Annotated in this window: 18 protein-coding genes; 12 read left to right on the forward strand and 6 right to left on the reverse strand. The window is 65.6% G+C overall.

Translation table 11 applies throughout. The features are described 5' to 3' along the window. Nucleotides 1-89: 89 nt before the first annotated feature. The 7 genes from OG326_RS06650 (at nt 90) to OG326_RS06680 (ending at nt 6,801) form a co-directional block, all read left to right on the forward strand. A complete protein-coding gene (locus OG326_RS06650) occupies nt 90-353 on the forward strand; it encodes a hypothetical protein (protein WP_327143722.1) in 264 nt (87 codons plus the stop codon). 208 nt (nt 354-561) lie between these two features. After that, nucleotides 562-2,106, forward strand: coding sequence for a hypothetical protein (locus OG326_RS06655; RefSeq protein ID WP_327143723.1), 1,545 nt, complete (start codon nt 562-564; stop codon nt 2,104-2,106). A gap of 9 nt (nt 2,107-2,115) precedes the next feature. After that, nucleotides 2,116-3,930, forward strand: a complete 1,815-nt coding sequence (locus OG326_RS06660; protein ID WP_327143724.1) for a hypothetical protein — start codon at nt 2,116-2,118, stop codon at nt 3,928-3,930. A gap of 5 nt (nt 3,931-3,935) precedes the next feature. Continuing rightward, nucleotides 3,936-4,712, forward strand: coding sequence for an ESX secretion-associated protein EspG (locus tag OG326_RS06665; protein ID WP_327143725.1), 777 nt, complete (start codon nt 3,936-3,938; stop codon nt 4,710-4,712). 21 nt (nt 4,713-4,733) lie between these two features. Beyond that, nucleotides 4,734-5,078 carry a hypothetical protein gene (locus OG326_RS06670; RefSeq protein WP_327143726.1) on the forward strand — a complete coding sequence of 115 codons (345 nt, stop codon included), beginning with the start codon at nt 4,734-4,736 and terminating at the stop codon, nt 5,076-5,078. A gap of 167 nt (nt 5,079-5,245) precedes the next feature. Continuing rightward, entirely contained in the window at nt 5,246-5,563 is a 318-nt protein-coding gene (locus OG326_RS06675; RefSeq protein WP_327143727.1) for a type VII secretion target, read from the forward strand. Next, nucleotides 5,560-6,801 carry a hypothetical protein gene (locus tag OG326_RS06680; RefSeq protein WP_327143728.1) on the forward strand — a complete coding sequence of 414 codons (1,242 nt, stop codon included), beginning with the start codon at nt 5,560-5,562 and terminating at the stop codon, nt 6,799-6,801. The genes OG326_RS06675 and OG326_RS06680 overlap by 4 nt, the downstream gene beginning before the upstream one ends. Nucleotides 6,802-6,843: 42 nt before the next feature. On the opposite strand, the gene OG326_RS06685 is transcribed toward OG326_RS06680, so the two are convergent. Together OG326_RS06685 and OG326_RS06690 are read right to left on the reverse strand one after the other, a co-directional pair. Beyond that, on the reverse strand, nt 6,844-7,581 hold the full coding sequence (locus tag OG326_RS06685) for a hypothetical protein (protein ID WP_327143729.1): 738 nt from the start codon (nt 7,579-7,581) through the stop codon (nt 6,844-6,846). Between the two features lie 2 nt (nt 7,582-7,583). Continuing rightward, the gene (locus tag OG326_RS06690) at nt 7,584-7,970 is read right to left on the reverse strand and encodes a hypothetical protein (protein ID WP_327143730.1); all 387 of its coding nucleotides are present in this window, start codon (nt 7,968-7,970) and stop codon (nt 7,584-7,586) included. A 267-nt stretch (nt 7,971-8,237) separates the two neighbouring features. On the opposite strand from OG326_RS06690, the gene OG326_RS06695 reads away from it, so the two are divergent. Continuing rightward, nucleotides 8,238-8,900 carry a hypothetical protein gene (locus tag OG326_RS06695; protein ID WP_327143731.1) on the forward strand — a complete coding sequence of 221 codons (663 nt, stop codon included), beginning with the start codon at nt 8,238-8,240 and terminating at the stop codon, nt 8,898-8,900. Nucleotides 8,901-8,910: 10 nt separating this feature from the next. On the opposite strand, the gene OG326_RS06700 is transcribed toward OG326_RS06695, so the two are convergent. Next, entirely contained in the window at nt 8,911-9,429 is a 519-nt protein-coding gene (locus tag OG326_RS06700) for a YbaB/EbfC family nucleoid-associated protein (protein WP_327143732.1), read from the reverse strand. 230 nt (nt 9,430-9,659) lie between these two features. Here OG326_RS06700 and OG326_RS06705 point away from each other — a divergent pair, with 230 nt between their 5' ends. Next, nucleotides 9,660-10,214, forward strand: a complete 555-nt coding sequence (locus OG326_RS06705; protein ID WP_327143733.1) for a hypothetical protein — start codon at nt 9,660-9,662, stop codon at nt 10,212-10,214. A gap of 89 nt (nt 10,215-10,303) precedes the next feature. Further along, nucleotides 10,304-12,157, forward strand: a complete 1,854-nt coding sequence (locus OG326_RS06710) for a serine/threonine-protein kinase (RefSeq protein ID WP_327143734.1) — start codon at nt 10,304-10,306, stop codon at nt 12,155-12,157. Between the two features lie 16 nt (nt 12,158-12,173). On the opposite strand, the gene OG326_RS06715 is transcribed toward OG326_RS06710, so the two are convergent. Together OG326_RS06715 and OG326_RS06720 are read right to left on the reverse strand one after the other, a co-directional pair. Continuing rightward, complete coding sequence (locus OG326_RS06715; RefSeq protein ID WP_327143735.1) at nt 12,174-12,947, reverse strand: ESX secretion-associated protein EspG; 774 nt, start codon at nt 12,945-12,947, stop codon at nt 12,174-12,176. Further along, nucleotides 12,944-14,689: a hypothetical protein gene (locus tag OG326_RS06720; protein WP_327143736.1), complete on the reverse strand. Its 1,746-nt coding sequence runs from the start codon at nt 14,687-14,689 to the stop codon at nt 12,944-12,946. Before OG326_RS06720 ends, OG326_RS06715 begins: the two co-directional genes overlap by 4 nt. A gap of 575 nt (nt 14,690-15,264) precedes the next feature. Between OG326_RS06720 and OG326_RS06725 the strand changes: the two genes are divergently transcribed. Both OG326_RS06725 and OG326_RS06730 read left to right on the forward strand, forming a co-directional pair. Continuing rightward, nucleotides 15,265-16,749, forward strand: coding sequence for a YncE family protein (locus OG326_RS06725; RefSeq protein ID WP_327143737.1), 1,485 nt, complete (start codon nt 15,265-15,267; stop codon nt 16,747-16,749). Nucleotides 16,750-16,870: 121 nt separating this feature from the next. Beyond that, nucleotides 16,871-17,638 carry a hypothetical protein gene (locus OG326_RS06730; protein ID WP_327143738.1) on the forward strand — a complete coding sequence of 256 codons (768 nt, stop codon included), beginning with the start codon at nt 16,871-16,873 and terminating at the stop codon, nt 17,636-17,638. Nucleotides 17,639-17,650: 12 nt separating this feature from the next. Here OG326_RS06730 and OG326_RS06735 read toward each other — a convergent pair whose 3' ends face one another. Continuing rightward, on the reverse strand, nt 17,651-18,439 hold the full coding sequence (locus OG326_RS06735; RefSeq protein WP_327143739.1) for a hypothetical protein: 789 nt from the start codon (nt 18,437-18,439) through the stop codon (nt 17,651-17,653). Nucleotides 18,440-18,482 lie beyond the last annotated feature (43 nt).

Raw genomic sequence — 18,482 nt, forward strand, 5'->3', positions numbered from 1 at the left:
GTTCGCTGATCCTTACGGTTCTCGCAACCGTACGGCTGCCCGAGATATGTGATGCTGGCAGTCGAGTTCCATCGTGAAGGAGGTTGATCGTGCGCGAGGACTACCCGACCGACGACGAGTTGCGGCAGAACTTCGATGCCGTGCTGGCCGAGGTGCTGGACGGGCAGGGCCTGCGCACGGCAACGGGCCTGGATTCGCTGACCGAAGACGCCCTGCTGGCGATCGACAAGGTCCACCCGAACGTCTCGCCCGAGCTGATCGCCGCTGCCCGTGCCAGTTTCGCCGGGCAGATGGACGGCAGCCACGCTGCCCTCTGGGAGGAGGAGCTGGCTCGCAGATTGGCCGAGGACTGAAGTCGGAGAACATCTTCCGCCACGTCGGGCGGCCGTCCACCTGCGGTGAATTCGCCGATATTTCCGGATTCGGCAACCTCATGGTCGGCCGGGATATGTGATGCTGGCATGCGGTGTGTCGACAGCCGAGGAGGATGGACGTGCGCAGAGGCCGCTCGATGCCACGCGCCGGGGCGTGCAGACGACCCTCGAGAGGAGCCGATCGCGTATGACCACGTCGCAGGATTCCAGCGAAACCCGTACCGGTGGGGCCGATTTCCGGGATATCGCTCCCGCTGATTCGATCGTGTCCGAGCCGGAACTCGAATCCGCCCCCGATGTCGGCTTCAATATCTCCGCCGCTGGCGTGGTCACAGACGGCATCGATCCCGCGGAGCAGTCCCGCCAATTGGCGCATCAGATCGCGCGCGAACTGATGTCGATCGCCCCCGAGGGCTGGCACCGCGTGGACGCCGCGTTCGCACTGACGGTGACCGGCCGCCTGTCCCGCGTGATATTCCACGACGACCGGCAGCGGCAAGCGCGAATCATGCCCTCCCCGGAGGTGCTTTCGCTGGTCACCGCGCATCGCGAGGTCGCGGCCCAGCTCGGTGACGGCCCCTGGTGGCGTCTGGAGCTGTCGCTGACCGCGGCCGGTGAGCTCGATGTCGACCACGACTACGGTGATGACCCCTTCCCGGACGATCAAATGTTCGCCCCCCAGGACTACCTGGCGGACCTCGAGGCCTATCCGCGCGCGAACCTGCCCACCTGGCTGGGCGCCTATGTGCGCCACGACAATCGGCAATCCCGCACCCCGAAGCAGGCGGCCGTCGCCGCCCGCGCGGATCGTGACTCGGCTGTCCTGCCGACGCTGTCCGAGGACGATTTCCCGGATTTCCCCGTGCTGTGGTCCCGGTGGTCCGCCATCGGCGCGGCCTTCGCGGCGGTCGGCTCGGACTGGGGTCCGCGCGTGCTGCCGTCCTTCGGCTGGTTCGAAGGCTCCCGCCGCTCCGGCTCCTCGCTCTACGCTCTGCCGGGCGGTCGCGCGGTGCTCTCCGGCGGCGTATGGGCCGCTCCGGAACTGACGGCCGCCTACAACGGCAGAGCGTCCCTGCCGCGTCTCTACGCGGGTGCGCCGGAGTGGGTGGCCAATTCGGTTCTGAACACCCGCGCCGCCGGCGGCCTGCTCACCTTCTGCTACTGGTGGGAGGGCGGACGCTGGTATCGCGGCGAATCCCCGCCCGCGGCCGATCTCGCCGCCGCGGTCCCCGGTATCTGGACCGCCGCCACGGTCACCGACGTGATCGCCGGTCTGGTCGCTGACGCCCCGACGGCCGGACAGCGCTCCGCCGTAGCCGAATTCGTCGCCGCCGCGGATCGCGGCGATGTCACCGATGCGCTACTCGCCGAAACATTCGGTCCCGCAGCCGATCTCGACGAGGCCCGCTATCAGCTGACCCTGGCCGGCGTAATGCGCACCGGCCCCGGCCCGCTGCTCGAGGCCGAAGCGCTGGCTGTGGTGCGCAATCACCCGGATATCGCGAGCACCCAGGGGTTTCCGCTGGATCGGCTTCGCGCCGAACGACTTTCGGTCGGATGGCTGGTGTACGTTCCCACCGAACCCGGTGCGATAGTGCTCTCCCGCGCGCTCTTCTACGTCGCGGATGACGGGGTGGTGGAGTCCGCCACCTCGGCGACCCCGCCGTCGGTGTATCTGCCCGACTTCGAACAGCGCTTCCGCCGACGGCAAACGACGAGTTGGACGAGTTAGGAGCGGGACATGGGTACTGAGTCCGTCAACCCCTGGCTTGGGACCGCGCAGGCGGCGCACGACGGCACGCTGTCACTCGACAAGGGTGCGGCGACGAAGGCCGCCGGCTACGCGGCGGACCTGTCGCACTCACTGACCATGACCAAGCAGTGGGTCTTCGTGGTCAAGGAGCACAAGGGTTTCAGCGATAACGGCTATCTGCCGAAGGCGGTGGCGCTCGCGGGCCGTTTCGATACCGAGGGCGGCCGCCTCGCCACGATCATCGACCACTACATCACCCTGGTGGACGCGCTCGGCGACACCCTGGTGACGGCGGGCAAGCTGTACGACGCCACGGAGGAGGATTCGACCACCGCCTTCAACGACTTCAAGCGGACCTCCGACGGCAACTACCCGGTCCTGAACCTGACGCCGAACGGCAAGGCCGCCATCCCGACCTGGAGTCAGCCGACGGCGGATGCCGCTTTCGACAAGAACAGCGGATACGGCGGTCTGAAGGGCATCGGCAAGAGCGATCTCGCGCACTACACCGATGCGATCGGCGCCGAGGATCCGACGGGTCACGGCGGTCAGTGGTTCTACGAGGTCGGAGTCGGCATCAATCCGCAGACGGTGGCCGATCGCAGCGATGACTGGAAGACCATGGCCGGTTGGATCTCCAGGGATTTCAACAATCTCGATACCCTCATGGGGGGATTCGAGAAGGACAAGTCGTGGACCGGCGCCGGCGCCAAGGGTGCGGTCGCGGCGGTCACGCAGTTCAAGACCCAGGCCGATGATCTCGTCACCGAGATGCGCCTGATGTCGTCGAATCTGGACTTCACCGCCGGCTTCCTGCGCAATACCAAGGCCGCGCTGCCCGAGGGCTGGGACGGCGACAAACTGAACGGCACTCCGACCGAAGACGCCGTGGTCAAGGTGGCGATAGCCGGTTTCAAGGCCTGGTACATCCCCGGAATGCCGCACGCCAGCACCGCGATTCCGAAGCTGACCGATCCTACCGCGCCGCCGCCCAGCCTGCAGACGCCGCCGACCTACCAGCCCAGGACCGGGCCGGGCAGTCAGCCGTCGACCGGGCCGGGTTCCTCGCCCGGAGCCGGTCCGTCGGCGATGCCGTCGCTGGGCGGTCAGTTGCAGAGCCTTTCGAACGCGGCATTGACCGCCAAAGAGGCGAAACTCCAGACGGATCCGAGCAAAAATGATCCGGGCAAGACCGACCCCGGCAAGACCGACCCCGGCAAGACTGATCCGGGTACCTCCGGCCAGCCGGATCCAGGTCAGTCGGACTCCGGTCAGAACACCAATCCCGCTGCGGCGAGCCAGGACTCGAGTTCGCAGGCGTCCCAGCTGCAAAGCGCCCTGCAGCAGGCCGCCCAGAGCATGCAGTCGGCACAGACGAGCACCGCGCAGCAGCAACAGCAGCAGACCCAGGATCAGCTGAAAGATATGTCCCTGGCCGGAATGCCCAATCTGCTCAATCAGCTGTCCAAGGATCTGCCGGGTGGCGGCGGGCCCGGCGGTGGCCCCGGCGGCCTCGGCGTGGCCCCGCTCAAGGAACTCAATTCACGCCTGTTCCCGCGAGCTGCCGTCGCCATCGAATCCGCGGACGCGGCCATTGCCCGGGCCGGAATCGCCGCGAGCGCCGCGACGGCATCGCCGATGGGCGGTATGGGCGGTGGTATGGGCGGTATGGGACACGGCGCCGGCGGCCAGGGCGGTCAGGGCAAGGAGCACAAGCGCGCCGAATTCCTCGACTCGACCGAGGCTCTGGAAACCGCCATGGGTGAGGCGCCGATCGTGGCGAAGCCCGTGGTGGAGGGCTGACTTCGGTGCAACGATCCTGGACCCTCACCGATCTGGAATTCCTGGTCCTGTGGGAGGAACTCGGCGAGGAATTCCTGCCGATTCCGCTCATGTACGCCAGCCGCACCGAGTGGTGGGACGACCATCTGGCGAATGTGGCGCGCGCCAAAGACGCGCTGCGCGACCGGGATCCGGCGCTGGCCGAGGTGCTGCCCGTACTGCGCATGCCCGACGTCCGGGTCGAGGTGCGCGGCTGGGACGGCCGTGACCGCACCAGCCCCGAGGCCAGCATTCGCATGCTCGGCATCCGATCCGGTGATTTCGGCTACCTGGTGGTGCAGCACCCCGGCGAAACGGTCCGGCACAGTGCGGGATTCACCGTGACCGAATTCGACGCCGGTGAGCTGGCGGCGCAGATCGTCGCCGCGCTGCCGGACACCGCCGCGGGTCGCGGCCGCGAGATCGTACTGGCCGAATCCGAGCACACCGACGAGTTCGACTACGGCTACGGCCTGTCCCCGGCGCACGAAACCATGGAGGGCACGGTGATCGACCGCGCCTCCGACTTCCTGGCGGCCCCCGCGCCGAGCATGGGCACCATCGATGTGGTGCAGGGCCGCTCACGATTCGGCCCGCGCGGCATCATCCGATTCCAGCTGGAGTGGCGCGATCTGATCGATGACGGCCGCTATGTCGTCACCGCGGATTTCCCGCCCGTCGCCGCACCCGCCGACCGCAAGCGCATGACCGCGGCCGTGGACACCCGTATCACCGAGGTGCTCATGGCCATCGAGGACGAATGAGTGTGAAAGGCAGGTATCTCAGTGCAATCGGATAATGCTCCGTTCCCGACCGAGTTCACCCTCGCCTCCCGCACGGGAGCGGTGGTGGTGTGCACCACCGAACAGGGCCTGCCGCTGGGCCTCAGCGTCGAGCGGGACCAGTTGCGCACCGATCCCGAGGCTCTGGCCGGTGAGATTCTGCGCCTGTGCAAGCAGTCTGCCAATCGAGCGGGTCTGCAGCGCCGTGAGCAGCTGCGGGCCGCGGGTCTGGCGCCGGAGCTGCTGGCCCTGACCGGCCTGCCGACCGTCGCCGAGGTGACCCGTCAGGAGTACGTCGAGGAGCAGAATTACGAGACCGAACCGGACAGTTGGTTGCGGCCCATCTAAAGTAGACGAAAGCTGCAGTGCGGCAGGCTGATACCGATTCCCGGGCATAACCTGGGGAACACCGGTTGTTCACCGAACAGGTCCGGAGTTGGTGAACACTTTCCTATGTCCGCCGAATCTTCGCTCTGTATAGTTCATTTCGAGTTGATCTTCACGATGGGGGTCTCATGAGCAACCTCGTTGCAACGCCCGACGCGATCCGCCACTACGGTGACGCCTCGGCCGCGATGGCATCGACGATCGCCGGCGCCGCCGGGGCCGATCAGGTCGCCACCGTCGCGGCCCTGGTTCCGGTCTTCGGCCTGATCGGCCAGGATTTCCTGCTGAGTTTCGCGGGCGCGCAGGGCAATCACTTCGCCTCGACCGCCGAGCTCGCCGCCGTGCACGCCGGCACCGCGGTCACCGCCCACGAGGCGGCCGCGAGCTACGACGGTGTCGAGGAGCAGTCCAGCGTCGACTTCATCGCACTGTCGAAGGAGTCATGAGCACGCCGGAGGTGCCGGGCTTACCCGATACCACCGTGGCGGATGTGCTGCGCGGCACCGCACTCGGTCCGATGCTGGACCGCCCGATCAATGACATTCTGCGCGATATGGGCGTGTCGGCGCTGCCCCAGCTGCCGCCCGCACCGCCGCTTCCCGGTCTCCCGCCGCTGCCGGTGATCGACCTGTCCGCGCTCACCCGCCCGCTCACCGATCTGGCCCAGTCCTTCGGCACCGGCCAGATCAGCGGTGCGAGCGTGGATCCCATGCAGGTGCTCTCGGGAGTATCGAGCGCTCTGCAGCAGGTCGTCTCGATGGCCTCGTCCCTCATGTCCGTGGCCTCCGGCCTCTGGCAGGGTCAGGGCGCCACCGGCGCGGCCGACAAAGGCGCTGCGGCACAGTCGGATGCGCTCGAGTTGCAGACCCAGAATGTGCAGCAGAAGACCGTACTGGGCGGCGCGGCGACCACGGTCGGCGTTGGCGCGGCCCAGATGGCGGCGATCATCACGAAATTCGTCACGGCGGTCACCGTGTCCGCGCCCTTCCTGGTGACCCCGCCCGGCCAGGCCTTCCTGCTGTCGATGGCCAGCGAGACCGCCGCCGAGGCAACGGCCGTGGTCGCGCACACCCGCGCCCAATTGACCGTGCACAGCGCCAATATGGCCGTGGCGGGTCAGAAGGTGGCGGTCACCAATGCGCCCACGGGAGTCGATTCGCTCTCCCAGGTCACCCAGCTGCTCAGCGGCCTCGGGACGCTGGCGAGCTCGGCCGGTTCCGGTGCGCAGCAGCTGCAATCGATTGCGCAGACGCTCACCACCCAGCCCGTGGACGACACCACCGCACCCGTCGATCAGCCGATCACCACGTCCGGCGGCATCGCGCCCGGCGGCGCCGTCCCGATCGGCGGTGGCATGGGCGGCGTAGCGGGCCCAGCCCAGCTCGGTCAGTGGACCGGCACCCGCTCCACCGCCGCACCCGGCGGATCCCCGGCGCCGGCCGCCGAACCGGTGGCCGCACAGCGCGCCGCCACCACCGGCCCCGGCATGGCGCCCCCGATGGGCGCCGCGGGCGCCGGTTTGGCGCCCCGCGACGGGGACGCCGACGGCGACGGTGATATCCGCAGCAACCTGGTGACCGGTGAACACGGCGACGATGTAGTCGGTGAGCTCGGCAATACCGGTGTTCCGGTGGTCGGCGCGACCGGATCGGCTGCGCCGCGAGTTCCCACCGCCAACCTCTGACAACCCGGCGCGCAGGCGGATTCGATTCGCCTGCGCCCGGATTCAGTAGCGAATGATCTCGCCCCGATTGATGAGTTGTTCGCGGTGGTCACCCTCGATATCGAGATAGGGGCATTCGGCCGTCCCCTCGCGTAACGCGGCATCGGTATCCCCGGGTGCGATCCACAGCAGCCTTCCGGCCTCGAGCCAGGGGCGCAGGTCGAAATCGTGTTCGCTGGGTTTGGGTACGTGCTCGCTCGAATCCCGTTCCAGCCCACGCGGATCGTGGATCTCATTGGTTCGGCTGCCCCAGACATTCTCCAGCGCAATGTCCTCGGGACGCTTATTGCCGAAATAGGTGATCGCCCAACCGGTATGGCGGCCGATCGGCGCTTGCGACAGCACCGCGCGCACCTCGGGATCCTCCAGCAGGCGCGGGACGACATAGGGCGCGGCCGGACCCGGCATGGCGTGGAAAGGCGCGGCGGTCACCGGCTCGGCGAGGCGTACCGCGCCCTCCATGGTGAGCCAGCTGAACGGCAATCCGGCGACGTGCCGGCGAATGGGCTGGTCCCAATCCCAGTACCAGCCATCCAGATCGACCGTGTCCAGCGGCCAGCGCACCACCGCATCGGTGAACGGGCAGCGGGCGACAATCACCTCGGGCAGTTGCCTGCGGTATTCGTCCTGCAGGTCGAACACCCGATAGATGGCGTCCTTCCCCTCCGGGGTGTATCCGACCTTCCGATACAGCGTGTGCAGCCGATTGCCCTCGTCGAGCAGGGCCAGTCTGTCCCGCATGCTCAGCCGCCGGTAATGATTCGGACCGCCAGCTCCTTGGCAGCCTCGTCGACCGCGCCGAGCTCGCAACCGCGCCCCATAATGTGCCGCACCAGCTCACCCTCCGGCGGCAGCCCGTGTTTGCGCAGATAGTGCGGTACCGCGCCCGACCAGATCCACACCCCGTCGGTACGAAAGTTCAGCGGCACATCCCGCTCCTGCGGCGCGAATTCATCCACCTCGAAACTGCGCGCCGCCAGCACCACCGGCGCCGCCTCCAGATAGGCCAGCACCTCGTCCTGGAACCAGGGCACGATCGCCGCCCGATCGCCGGCCAGCGGCCGCCCGTCCGCGTCCCGCCCCTCGTACACCCGCGCCAGTCGCAGCGCTTCCCCGGATCGCTCAACCATGGAGCGCAGCATATTCGATGCCGCTGATCGCTATTCGGGTTCGACGTCGCCTGCCCAGAGATCGACTGTGCCGCAAGACCGCCGGCCGGATCGATGCGGATTGTGCATGAAAGCCGCTGGCACACGCCATCTCTCCGTCGGACGGGGACCGCCGAGGGTTCACGTGATTGCCGTCCGGAGGGGGTGGCAACTCCTTCCGAACCGTGGTGGTCCATAGTCCGACCAGGCATTCGGCAGGTGATAGTGTCCCGCCAGAAGGGAGTTCGCATGGGTGAGATACCGGGCGCGAGGGCGGAACTGGACCGCCTGGGCCGAGTGCTGCGTACCCAGGTGGTCGCGCTCATCGAACAGCTCACGCCGGGCGCGGACCTCATGCTGCTCTTCCTCAGCGAACCGACCGTCTCCGAGTGGTCCGAACCGGTGAAATACCGCTATTCGACCACCTTCCGGGGGCAGCGACCCGAATCGGTCGGCGCCGCCGACACCGTCCGCCGCGGCGCCGCCATGCTGGCCGACGCCGGGTGGGAGGTATCGGAATCGCGGGAGGTGAACCGCACCCTCGTCACCGGCTACCGCGACGGCAGCACCATCGAACTTCGCGTTCCCGACCACACGCCCACCGTGCTGTACAGCGCGAGCTCACCGGCGCTGGTCCTGTCCACGCCGCAGGAGGCCGAGCAGACGGACCCGTCCCGCACCTCGGACACCGTCACCGCGGGCTACGTGCTCTGCTACGAATGCGACGGCCTGGGCGTCTGCCCCGAATGCGGTGGGCGCGGCTGGCTTCCCGATGCGGCCGCCGGACAACGCAAATGCCCCGAATGCGCGGGGGAGCGGGTCTGCCCGATCTGCCGTGGGGCCGGGCAGCTGGCCGTCTCGCAATTGCAGCCGTTCCAGCGCGGCTACTACCCCGAGCTGGGCTCCGGCTAGTTCGAGCAGTTCACCAACCCCGGCTCGTGGGCCCACCACTGTCCTGCGCCGACTGCCAGTCCTCATAGTCCACGGCGTCACTGAATTCCGGCGCCGGTTCGGCCCGCTGTGCCAGCCGCTCCCGCGCATTCGGCGGCGCCAGCGATACCGGCGGTGGTGTCGGCGCTTCGGCCTGCAGGTCGGGCATACCGTCGAAGAGTTCCGACAGTCTCGGCATCTTCGCGCGCTGATCGCTGATCGGCCGCAGCAATTCCTCGGTCTTGCGCCGCACATCCGCCGCAGCATTCTGCGCTGCGGTCGTCACCGCCTTCCCGATTTCCTCGAGGGACAGCTCACCGGCATCGGAGGCGAAATGCGTAGCGATCACCACACAATCGGCATTCACGGTGACGGTGACCCGCCCACTGGCCGCACTGGCGCTACCTGTCAGCTGCACCCGCTGCCGAGACACCTCGGCGATGGCGCGCATCTGCCGGGAGAACCCCTCCAGAATCGACGCCGACTCGGCTTCCCCACGGTCCCTAGACATTTCGGCTGATCGATCGCGCTTCGGCCTGAAGTCTTCCAGTCATCGCGAGCCCTCCCGAATCCACCGGTGTCTCCGCCGCTTTTAGCACAGCGAGATCGACTCTGCCACAGCAGCATAGTGAGCACAATATGAACAGCAGACTGCCGCAGCGCATCATCCTCCACCGCTGTTCCGCGCGTTGTCTAAGCTCGACTACGCAATACGGCCTGACAGGTAGCAAAGGAGTCGCAGTGCCAGATCTCCCACCCCTGGCCCGAACCAACGCCGAAGCCCGCCTCTACCTGACCCTGCAACCGTGCCCCACCTGCGGCAGCACCCGCTGCACCTTCCGCAGCGCGGTCATCACCGTCGACGGCGTCCTGGCCAGCCGCTACACCGGCGAATGTCATGAATGCCATGCGCAGCGCGCCTACGAATTCCTGCTCCCCGAGGAAGTCCTCCCACCCCCCAGCGGCACAGTGCAATTCGGCAGAGACAACCCCTCCGAACTCCTGGACCCCGGCGTCTGGCTCTGGTACGCGGACGTCTGCATCCGCCAAGTACCCTCCGAAACAGCCGATCTCGATGAGCGGTCACTTCGCGCGGGCCGCCATGCCCTGGCCACCGCCCTCGCCGCAACAGACGAGGCCCTGAAGTTCATCCCGGCACACGCTGACCGAGTTCCCCTCTCCGCCTTCACCTCCGCCGACGGCCTGGCGATGCACGAACGTGAGCCCGGCCGGTTCACCCGCTCCCGCCTGGAAGCTGTCCGCGCCACCTACGCCACCTCCCTGGCCCACTGGTAGCCCGTACCTCCGGATCGCTCACATCCGGCCGGTCACGGTGCTCGTTTATGCTGTCCGGGCAGTGCGTAGATCGACATGCAAGGGGGACCGTGGTGCAGCTGGGCGTGGGCCAGTCGTTCGCGGAATACACGCTCGACGGCCTTCTCGGGCAAGGGGGAATGGGCCGCGTCTATCTTGCGCGCCACCCGCGATTGCCCCGCCAGGTCGCGCTCAAACTGCTGGCGCCGGAGGTCTCGGCCGATCAGGAAGTACGCCGCCGCTTCGAGCAGGAGGCGAATGCGATTGCCCGCCTGGATCATCCGAGCATTGTCGGAGTGCACGATCGCGGCATGATCGACGGCCAGCTGTGGATCGCCATGCAGTACGTCGCCGGCACCGACGCCTCGCGACTGAATCCCCGTGAGGTATCGGTGCCGCGTGCTCTGCGCATCATCGCCGAAACCGCATCGGCACTGGACTTCGCACACAGCCGCGGCGTCCTGCACCGTGATGTGAAACCCGCGAACATTCTGCTGTCCGCCGCCGACACCGGCCGCGAAGAGCGCGCAATCCTGACCGATTTCGGCATCGCGCGGCTGCTGGATTCGAACACCCAGCTGACCGCGACCGGAACCTTCGCCGCCACACTCGCTTTCGCGGCTCCCGAACTCTTGTCCGGCGAGGCCGTAGACCATCGCGCCGACCAATACTCGCTGGGCTGCACACTTTTCACGATTCTGGCCGGACACCCGCCGTTCGCCAGCGCCAATCCGGGGCAGGTCGTCGCCGGACACCTGAGCAAGTCGCTGCCCCGCCTCGGCAGCATGCGAACCGATGTCCCACCGTTTTTGGACGATGTAATCGCCCGCGCCACCGCCAAGCGGCGCGAGGACCGATTCGCCAGCTGCACGGAATTCGCCGTTGCGGCGTTCGCGGCGCTATCAGGCCACGCACCGCCGGTCGCTCCCAGCGCTCCGACGGTGGTCTGGCCTCAGTCGACCAATCCCTATCAACCAGGCGGACATGATCATCCGGCGCCGCCCGAGTACGTCCCCGGTCCTCGAACGGGGCTGCGGCCCGCCGCGATTGCCGCCGCGGTGTTCGCCGCCGCGGCGGCATTCATCGCGACAGCGGGCGCGATCAGGCTGTACACCCTCTACGCCGATCAAAAAGCCAGAATTGCCGCCGTGAATGCCGCGGGACACAACGCCAACACCAACTACAACCCGCTCACGTACCTGGGTGTCGGCACCATAACCGCGGCAGTGGTGGCACTGCTGCTGTTCGCCGGAGTCGGTCAAATACTCGCCCGCAAACACTCCGGCCGCGTATTCATCGTGCTGGGCGCCGTCCTCTACACACTGGGCGCACTTCTCGGCCGAACCACCGATAACCGCCCCTTCGAGATCTACGGCCTGGCCATCGAAACCGCCGTGTGCGTCCTGGGCGCAATTCTCGCCATCATCGCCGCCGGATACGCCCTCGCGCCGTCGGCGGTGTCCGTCACCGACCCAGCCCAAATAGCCAGTGTCCCTGTGCGATCGAGAGTCCTTCTCATTGCAACGGGATGTGCCGCCATAGTCTGCGCGATCCTCGCGGCCTTCGTCACCTACGGCTTCTCCAACCAAATCACGTACTCGCCCAAACCCATCACCTGCCGAGTGCTGATGGTCGCCGCGGCGGTAATGACCCTGCTGCTCTTCGCCGGAGGCATTGCCCTGCTGGCCCGAATCCCCGCCGGCCGATTCATGGTCGCCGCGGGCGGCACCGGATTGCTCGGCACAGCCGCCACCGAACTGATCACCCGCCACGTATCGACCCTCCCGCTGGAGGTGATGGGCGCGGAAATCCTCCCGTACTTCCAAGAACCCCTGGCAACGGTGATTTACGGTGCCGTGGCGGCTCTTTCGCTACTGGTCACCGTATCCGCCCTGTCCAAGGTGACGGGAAACGCACTTCGTTGAGGAGTGATCCGCACGGTCAGCCGCATTCGTCATCGATCCGCCGAATGATCGCTGCGATGTAATCCTCGAGCACAGCGATGAATCGTGGTTCGTCCACCGCGAGAGCCTGTTCCGGGTCCGAGGTGAGGGCGTACCGGCCGTCGTCGACGAGATCCCGGAAGCGAACCTCGAAGCGAGCGATACCGCGGGGACCGAAGGCCGATCTGCCCTGGACGATGTGGACAATGCCCGCCGTCGTGAACGGAGTTTCGAGGAATTCGGCGCTTCGCGATATCACGGTATCCGATCGCGCGGCGATGCCGGAATGCCCGAAGTCGTAGTCCAGGTTCTCATCCCGGGAGACGAGGGCTACATCTCCCCGGCGGCCGCGCGGAGCAGGCGGCATGGCCGCGGCGACGGCATCGGTGAGCTGAAGCGGGTCGCACTCGACAACGGTGTACCCGCCGCGACGCCAATACGTCGCACCCGGAAGCTGGCTTATCACATACCCTTTCGCGCCCTTCCTGACTGCGCGCAGGCGAATCTGGGAGCCCGCGCCCCACGGTTCCTGCTCGCTCCACCCGTACGCGGTCAGGTAGAGGTCGGGTCGGAAGAGCGTGTCGAAGACCCGGTGAAAGTCGCTGTCCAGCTTGTGGTTCAAGCGCACACGCGCCTCCCGCAGTTCGCGGTGGAACTCTTCCGCGGTCCTGGTCGCCGACGTGAAGACAAACGGTTCGGGCGGCTCTTCTCCCGCCTGATCCATCCACAGGACGTAGAACTCGGCTTCGGTGAACTGCCAGGACGCTGTCATTGCTCGGCAACCGGTGCGATGTCGTCGGACAGCTCTCCGAGCACCTCACCGAGATGTGTACCGGCTGTGAGGATATCGGCACGCTCGTCCGTCGAATCGGTAGTGGTCGCCGCCAACCCGGCGCTCGGAGTAGTGACGATTGTCGAGTCGTCCGTCGTCACCGGACCGGCAGCGCGGGGGAAGAGTTGAGAATTCGGCGGCGTGCCGACCAGGTTGCTGACGGTCGCGGGGCCTCCGCTGCCGGACGACCCTCCGGAGGGGCTGCCACCGCCCGGAATCAGGCCCAGCTGCTGTAGTTGCTGGTTGACCACATTCTGAGCCGTGTCGGCGCTGTTCTTCAGACCGTCTTGCACGTCCGTCGTGGCCTTCTGCACCGCCGATTCCGCGGCTTGGACGCCCGCCTGTATCACCGTGCCGGCCTGTGTGACCAGAGATTGGAGGGTCGGGTCGGTGGTTGTGCTGTCCGTTTTCGTGTCCGTTGTCGTATCGGGACTGGTCGGATTCGAGTTCGTGGCATCGTTCGAAGTATCGCCGCCCTGAGAGGGATTCCCCTGCTGCGCCGGAGCGGTATCGACCTTCGTCGTCGTCGCGGGCACCGCGATCGACGCATTCGGGTCGGGCAGGATGGGAATGTTGGCGCTGGAATCCTTCACGCCCGCGACATAGTAGGTCTCCCACGCCTGCCGCATGGCCTTCATCGCCTGTTCGACCTCTGCCTTGTGCGAGGTATCCGGGTAGGTGTCGGCAATGCTCTTGTGCGGCAGGAAGTTCTGCAGGTTCGTGAGCCAGCTCCGAGCAGAGGTGAGATTGGTGCTCATGTACTCCATCGAGCCGGTCAGAGCGCCCAGATTCTCGAGATACTTCTGGACCGCGGTTTTCGCTATCTTCGCGGCCGGTGACGCCCACACCCCTTCATCGGCCGTGGCCGATCCCTGATAGTCCTGCAGGTACTTCTGGGTGGCACTGCGGAAATTATTCGACTGCGACCCCAAATAGGTCTGGGCCGTGAGCCAGTCCTGCGCCAGATTCCCGAGCTGATCGCCGATCCGCTGCCCATTGACGTAGTCCCAATGATTATGAAAGTCGTCCCACTCGTATTGCGCGCTGTACTCCGGCTCGACCCCCGACGAGTCGAGCGCCACCTGGTCCTTGGCTCCGGCGAGCACAGCCGGCTGTTGCGTGCCAGGCTGCGAACCCGCCTGCGCTGCCAGTCCGGGTTGCCCGCCGGGTTGCGTAGCCAATCCAGGTTGTCCGGCGGGCTGCACAGCCAGTCCCGGCTGCCCGGTCGCGGATACCGCCAGAGTCTGCTCCCCGCCTGCCTGCACCGCCAGACCAGGCTGCCCACTGACAGAACGGTACTTCTGAAAGGCAAGGGCCGCTTGCTGATCGGTGAACGTCCCATTCTTGAACACATCCGCCGACGCCTGATCGACACCGGTGAATATCTGCCCGGCCGCCCCGAACGACTCACCCATGGTGGTGAGAACCTGCCTGTGATCCTTCAACACCGTATCGATCAGATTCCTGGCGACAGCATTGAACTTGTCAGCCAACTTGGCCCCCGACCCCCGCTGATTCAGCGGCTGCACGTCTTTCGCCCGCTGAAACACCCCGATAGCCGACTCCACCGCGGACAGCATGCTCGCGCACTGCTGAGCCATCGTGCTCGCCGCGGTCGCATCAAAGAAAATCCCCGCGTGGGCATCATTCCGCAGCCCGGTCAGGGCGTTATCCTCACCCATCCCACTCCCTCCTTAGGATCTGCTCGCATCCAGATCACTAATGGCGCAAGGCCCGCGATGGCACCACACCGAGCCACGGAACACTCACCCGCCCGCTGCCACCGAGCGGATAGTGCACTGCCGGAGCAGTTCTCAGCCCGCCGCTGACGATATCGGCAGCGGCGGCTGTCCGCTACGGGATGCGGGTCAACCGGTTCTGCTCTTGGAAGGGTGATCCGCCAGACCAGGAGGGCGTGTCCTGGATTCATGCCGCTGAATCAGCGGTGCAATGAGAACGCAGCCCCTGCTCGGCGTTTTCGGTTAGCCCCGGCAGTTCCCCTCGAGTTATCGTCCCGACCGAGCAGGCATGATCGCGAGGGGGAATGATGCATCAGTCGTATCAACAGGATCCGGCCCACGGATCGTGGGGACCTACACCGCGGCAAGACTTCTCGTCGCTTGCTCCTGCACCCCCGTTGGATGTGAGTGTCGTTGCCGACCATTCGACAGCGTCGCGCCTGAGCAGGGCATCCGTACTGGGCCGTTGGCGCTCACCGAGAACCTGGATTTTTGTAGCCTCGATCCCACTGCTCGTCATGATCCGGGCAATCATCTTGGTCATCCTGAACGCGGCACACTCCGGATCCGGTCTTGTGGGCGCTCTGGGCACGTATTTCGCGCTGCTGCTGGTCACGATCATTATCGCTGTCCCGGTGACTGCCATCCGCCTGATGCGCCCGATCCCGCAGATCGTCGCGTACTCCTCCGCCGGTTCCACGCTTGCGGTTCGCTACAACCGGGACTCACTGGACCTCGCTCTCTCCATCGGCACAACGTCGATTGCCTACAGTCAAATCAAGGACTTCTTCACGATCGGTGATGCGGTCTACCTACGGGCTCATCGCGCGAAGCCGATCACACTGCCGCGACAGCTGTTTCCCGATCAGGCGTTGGCAATTATGGGGCGCCCGTTCGGCAGCCACTTCGTGTCGGTGTTGTCGAGTCCCGGTCAGGCATCGAAGCGGAAGCGCACCACCGTTATCGCAAGTGTGGCCACGCTCGTGGTCGTTACTGCGACGACCATGGCGATTGTCGTGTGGCAACACAGTGACAGTGGAGAAGGTTCGAGCCCGGCACCGACCATTCGTGCCAGCGTGCCTATCGGTCATGTCGCGCTGGGTATGACCGCCTATGGGGATACCGCCTATGTCACCAGCCCGGGCGGTGCGCTGTCGGTGATCGATACCGCCACAATGACAATCAAGTCTGTCATCCCGCTCGGCGCGGACCCTTACGGTGTCGTCTTCGATCCTGAGACGCGCAACGTCTATGTAGCGGGCTACGGTGCCGACGGTACGGGTTGGGTCAGTGTCATCGACGCGAACGTGAATGCCGTCCGGACCACAATCCCACTGCGGGCCTCATCCACGGGGCGCATCGCTATCGATCCGGATATGCACAGCGTCTACGTAATAGGCCATCGGCAGAACCACACGGACGGTGCGCTCGATGTCATCGACACCACCTCCAATACCGTGGTGACCGAGGTCCCGCTCGATGCTTCAGCCGATGCATTGGCTGTGAATACCGCTACCCATGCCGTTTACGTCGGCAGTGATGGTCCCGGCATGGTGATTGTCCTGGACGGTGCGAGCAGAAGAGTAACCACTAAGTTCCCCTTCGGAACACTGATCCGCGGCATGGCTGTCGACCCCGATGCTCATACCCTCTACGTGATGGGTGATGTGGACCAAAACCTGGACGGCCCAAGGACATTGAAAGTCTTGGATACCTTGTCCGGCGCGGTCCGCGCCACGCTCCCGCTCGATCCGGTTGCCGGCGGAATAGCAGTTGATCCCGCGACCCACCGTGTCTATGTTTTCGAAGAGCAGTCGAACGAAAAAGGGATCTCCGTCGAGGCGCATGTGCGGATACTGGATGCGAATACCAACTCTGTCACCGCCAAGGTCACGGTCAGTTCCGGGGAAAAGTTCCTAGGGGCAGGCCCCATAGCTGTAGACCCAGCAACCCACCGTGCCTATGCACTCGACGCCTCCACGATCTCCGCGATCGGCCCTTGACCAGAAGCCCCGGCCGCGCGGAGTCTGAACAGCATGGGCCGTCGGGGATAATCGCTGGTGAAGAAGGTTGCCACTGAAGTGCCGACCGGTCCTCGAAACGACGAGTAGGGAATAAGGGCTGATGAGTGTTTCCGATGAAGCGCTGATTTCCGAGCGTGCCGAGTTGATACGGCAGAACCAGCAACTGTCCGACGAGGCGCGAAGCCTTGACGGGGTACGCGACCTCGATGGTGCTCGAGCTGCGCGGCGTCGATCTTCGGATGTGAAGAAGCTGTACACGAAGATTCTGCCCGACGTCATCGTGGCCCGCTGCCCTGAGACCGGAGAACTGGTGCGGTACCCGATCGACATCGTCGGTCTGGATGGCTGGTTCTGGGACTTCAACAACCCGTGGCGGCGTATCTCGCATCTGCCGGCCTCGTGGCTGACCATGTGCGGAGCGATACGGCTCCATGAACCGGTCGCGTTCGCGCCCTTCATGTGCAGACCGGGCCCGGGAGTTCCGTTTGTGATTCCGCGAATCCTGGACCATGACGGCGTGCGTGCCGTGATCAATGAGATTCCGGTTGGTCTACACACCGGATGGGCGATCAGCTATTTCGGGCCGCGCCCGCAGGGGACGAAGCTGGAGAACACCTGGGGTGCGAACGTCTACGACATTTTCGCCGACGACGGCGCCTGGCTCGGCGTAGGTGAACACGAATCTCCGGTCGAGGAATATGATTTCGACCTCGAACCCTGGCTCGAGTCAGAGAAGCTGTTGTGGATCGCACCCGGAGATCCGGATGCTCGGTTGCGCACAGGCACGGCCGATTGCCCCTATGTCGGCGTCGAGGGCGAGCATCGAAAAGCGGGAATCGTCCGCGGCGAGCTGAGGCGTCGCCGCTGAAGCTCTGCTGAGTCAGGCCTGCTCGGCCAGCTGGCGGAGCGCGGAAAGGCTGGCAGCGTGCTGGTTCGGAGTGGATTGCTCGATCACACCGAAAGTCCCTGCCGCATGAGCCGGCAAGGCGCGGCATTGGCGGAGCGCTTCGAGGGCCGGTAGGCCTGCCATGTGCGCAGAGATCAAGCGCGAGCGCCACAACCCTCCGGCAACCATGCTCGCTCTGCCTATCCCGCTACGAGGCAGGTATCCGGCAGCATCATCCTCGGTGTCCGAGGCCCACACATATCCGACAACCGTGCCGTTCAACGTGACGGGAAGAAAAGTGACAGCCGAGACGGTGTCGGGGTTGTACGTGGTTGTAGGAGCAGAGACGAGCGGGCCCCAACCTTGCGAACGATCCTCGGGCGCTCCACTGGGGAAGGTTCCGTCCTGCACCCACGGACCTTTGCCCAGCGGCGCCTCAGGATTCAGGCGAAGCGCCAATTCCTGAATGGTTGACGCATCCGCTTGCTCGGCATCGGCGGCGACTCCGCCGAATTGCGGGTCAATCGCCCCTCCTATTTGCTGTCTGATCGCTTCTACCGCGGTCAGCCCAAGTCCGTAGGAATCGGCAAGCTTGTTGTACCAGTAGATCGAAGACTTCACTCGGTTGATATCGATTGCCAGATGCGGCAGAAATCCTGCTGCCTTTCCGTTCTCCGAACCCCACAGGTATCCGACGAGTTGGTCTCCGAGGGTGACCGGCAAGTAATGAACGGGCAGTCGCGTCCAAACCTCGTAGTTCGGTGGATTCGTTTGTGAGTTCATCGGCAACCTTCACGAAAGGTGATGTGGGGCATCAAGAGACGGC

The organism is Nocardia sp. NBC_01327 (assembly GCF_035958815.1).
In the GTDB taxonomy this organism is placed as follows: domain Bacteria; phylum Actinomycetota; class Actinomycetes; order Mycobacteriales; family Mycobacteriaceae; genus Nocardia.

What these genes read in the sequence shown, in the direction of transcription:
- OG326_RS06655 (WP_327143723.1), top strand. Translation starts at nt 562, where the DNA reads ATGACCACGTCGCAGGATTCCAGCGAAACCCGTACCGGTGGGGCCGAT.
- OG326_RS06660 (WP_327143724.1), top strand. Translation starts at nt 2,116, where the DNA reads ATGGGTACTGAGTCCGTCAACCCCTGGCTTGGGACCGCGCAGGCGGCG.
- OG326_RS06675 (WP_327143727.1), top strand. Translation starts at nt 5,246, where the DNA reads ATGAGCAACCTCGTTGCAACGCCCGACGCGATCCGCCACTACGGTGAC.
- OG326_RS06680 (WP_327143728.1), top strand. Translation starts at nt 5,560, where the DNA reads ATGAGCACGCCGGAGGTGCCGGGCTTACCCGATACCACCGTGGCGGAT.
- OG326_RS06685 (WP_327143729.1), bottom strand. Translation starts at nt 7,581, where the DNA reads ATGCGGGACAGACTGGCCCTGCTCGACGAGGGCAATCGGCTGCACACG.
- OG326_RS06690 (WP_327143730.1), bottom strand. Translation starts at nt 7,970, where the DNA reads ATGGTTGAGCGATCCGGGGAAGCGCTGCGACTGGCGCGGGTGTACGAG.
- OG326_RS06695 (WP_327143731.1), top strand. Translation starts at nt 8,238, where the DNA reads ATGGGTGAGATACCGGGCGCGAGGGCGGAACTGGACCGCCTGGGCCGA.
- OG326_RS06700 (WP_327143732.1), bottom strand. Translation starts at nt 9,429, where the DNA reads ATGTCTAGGGACCGTGGGGAAGCCGAGTCGGCGTCGATTCTGGAGGGG.
- OG326_RS06715 (WP_327143735.1), bottom strand. Translation starts at nt 12,947, where the DNA reads ATGACAGCGTCCTGGCAGTTCACCGAAGCCGAGTTCTACGTCCTGTGG.
- OG326_RS06720 (WP_327143736.1), bottom strand. Translation starts at nt 14,689, where the DNA reads ATGGGTGAGGATAACGCCCTGACCGGGCTGCGGAATGATGCCCACGCG.
- OG326_RS06725 (WP_327143737.1), top strand. Translation starts at nt 15,265, where the DNA reads ATGATCCGGGCAATCATCTTGGTCATCCTGAACGCGGCACACTCCGGA.
- OG326_RS06730 (WP_327143738.1), top strand. Translation starts at nt 16,871, where the DNA reads ATGAGTGTTTCCGATGAAGCGCTGATTTCCGAGCGTGCCGAGTTGATA.
- OG326_RS06735 (WP_327143739.1), bottom strand. Translation starts at nt 18,439, where the DNA reads ATGAACTCACAAACGAATCCACCGAACTACGAGGTTTGGACGCGACTG.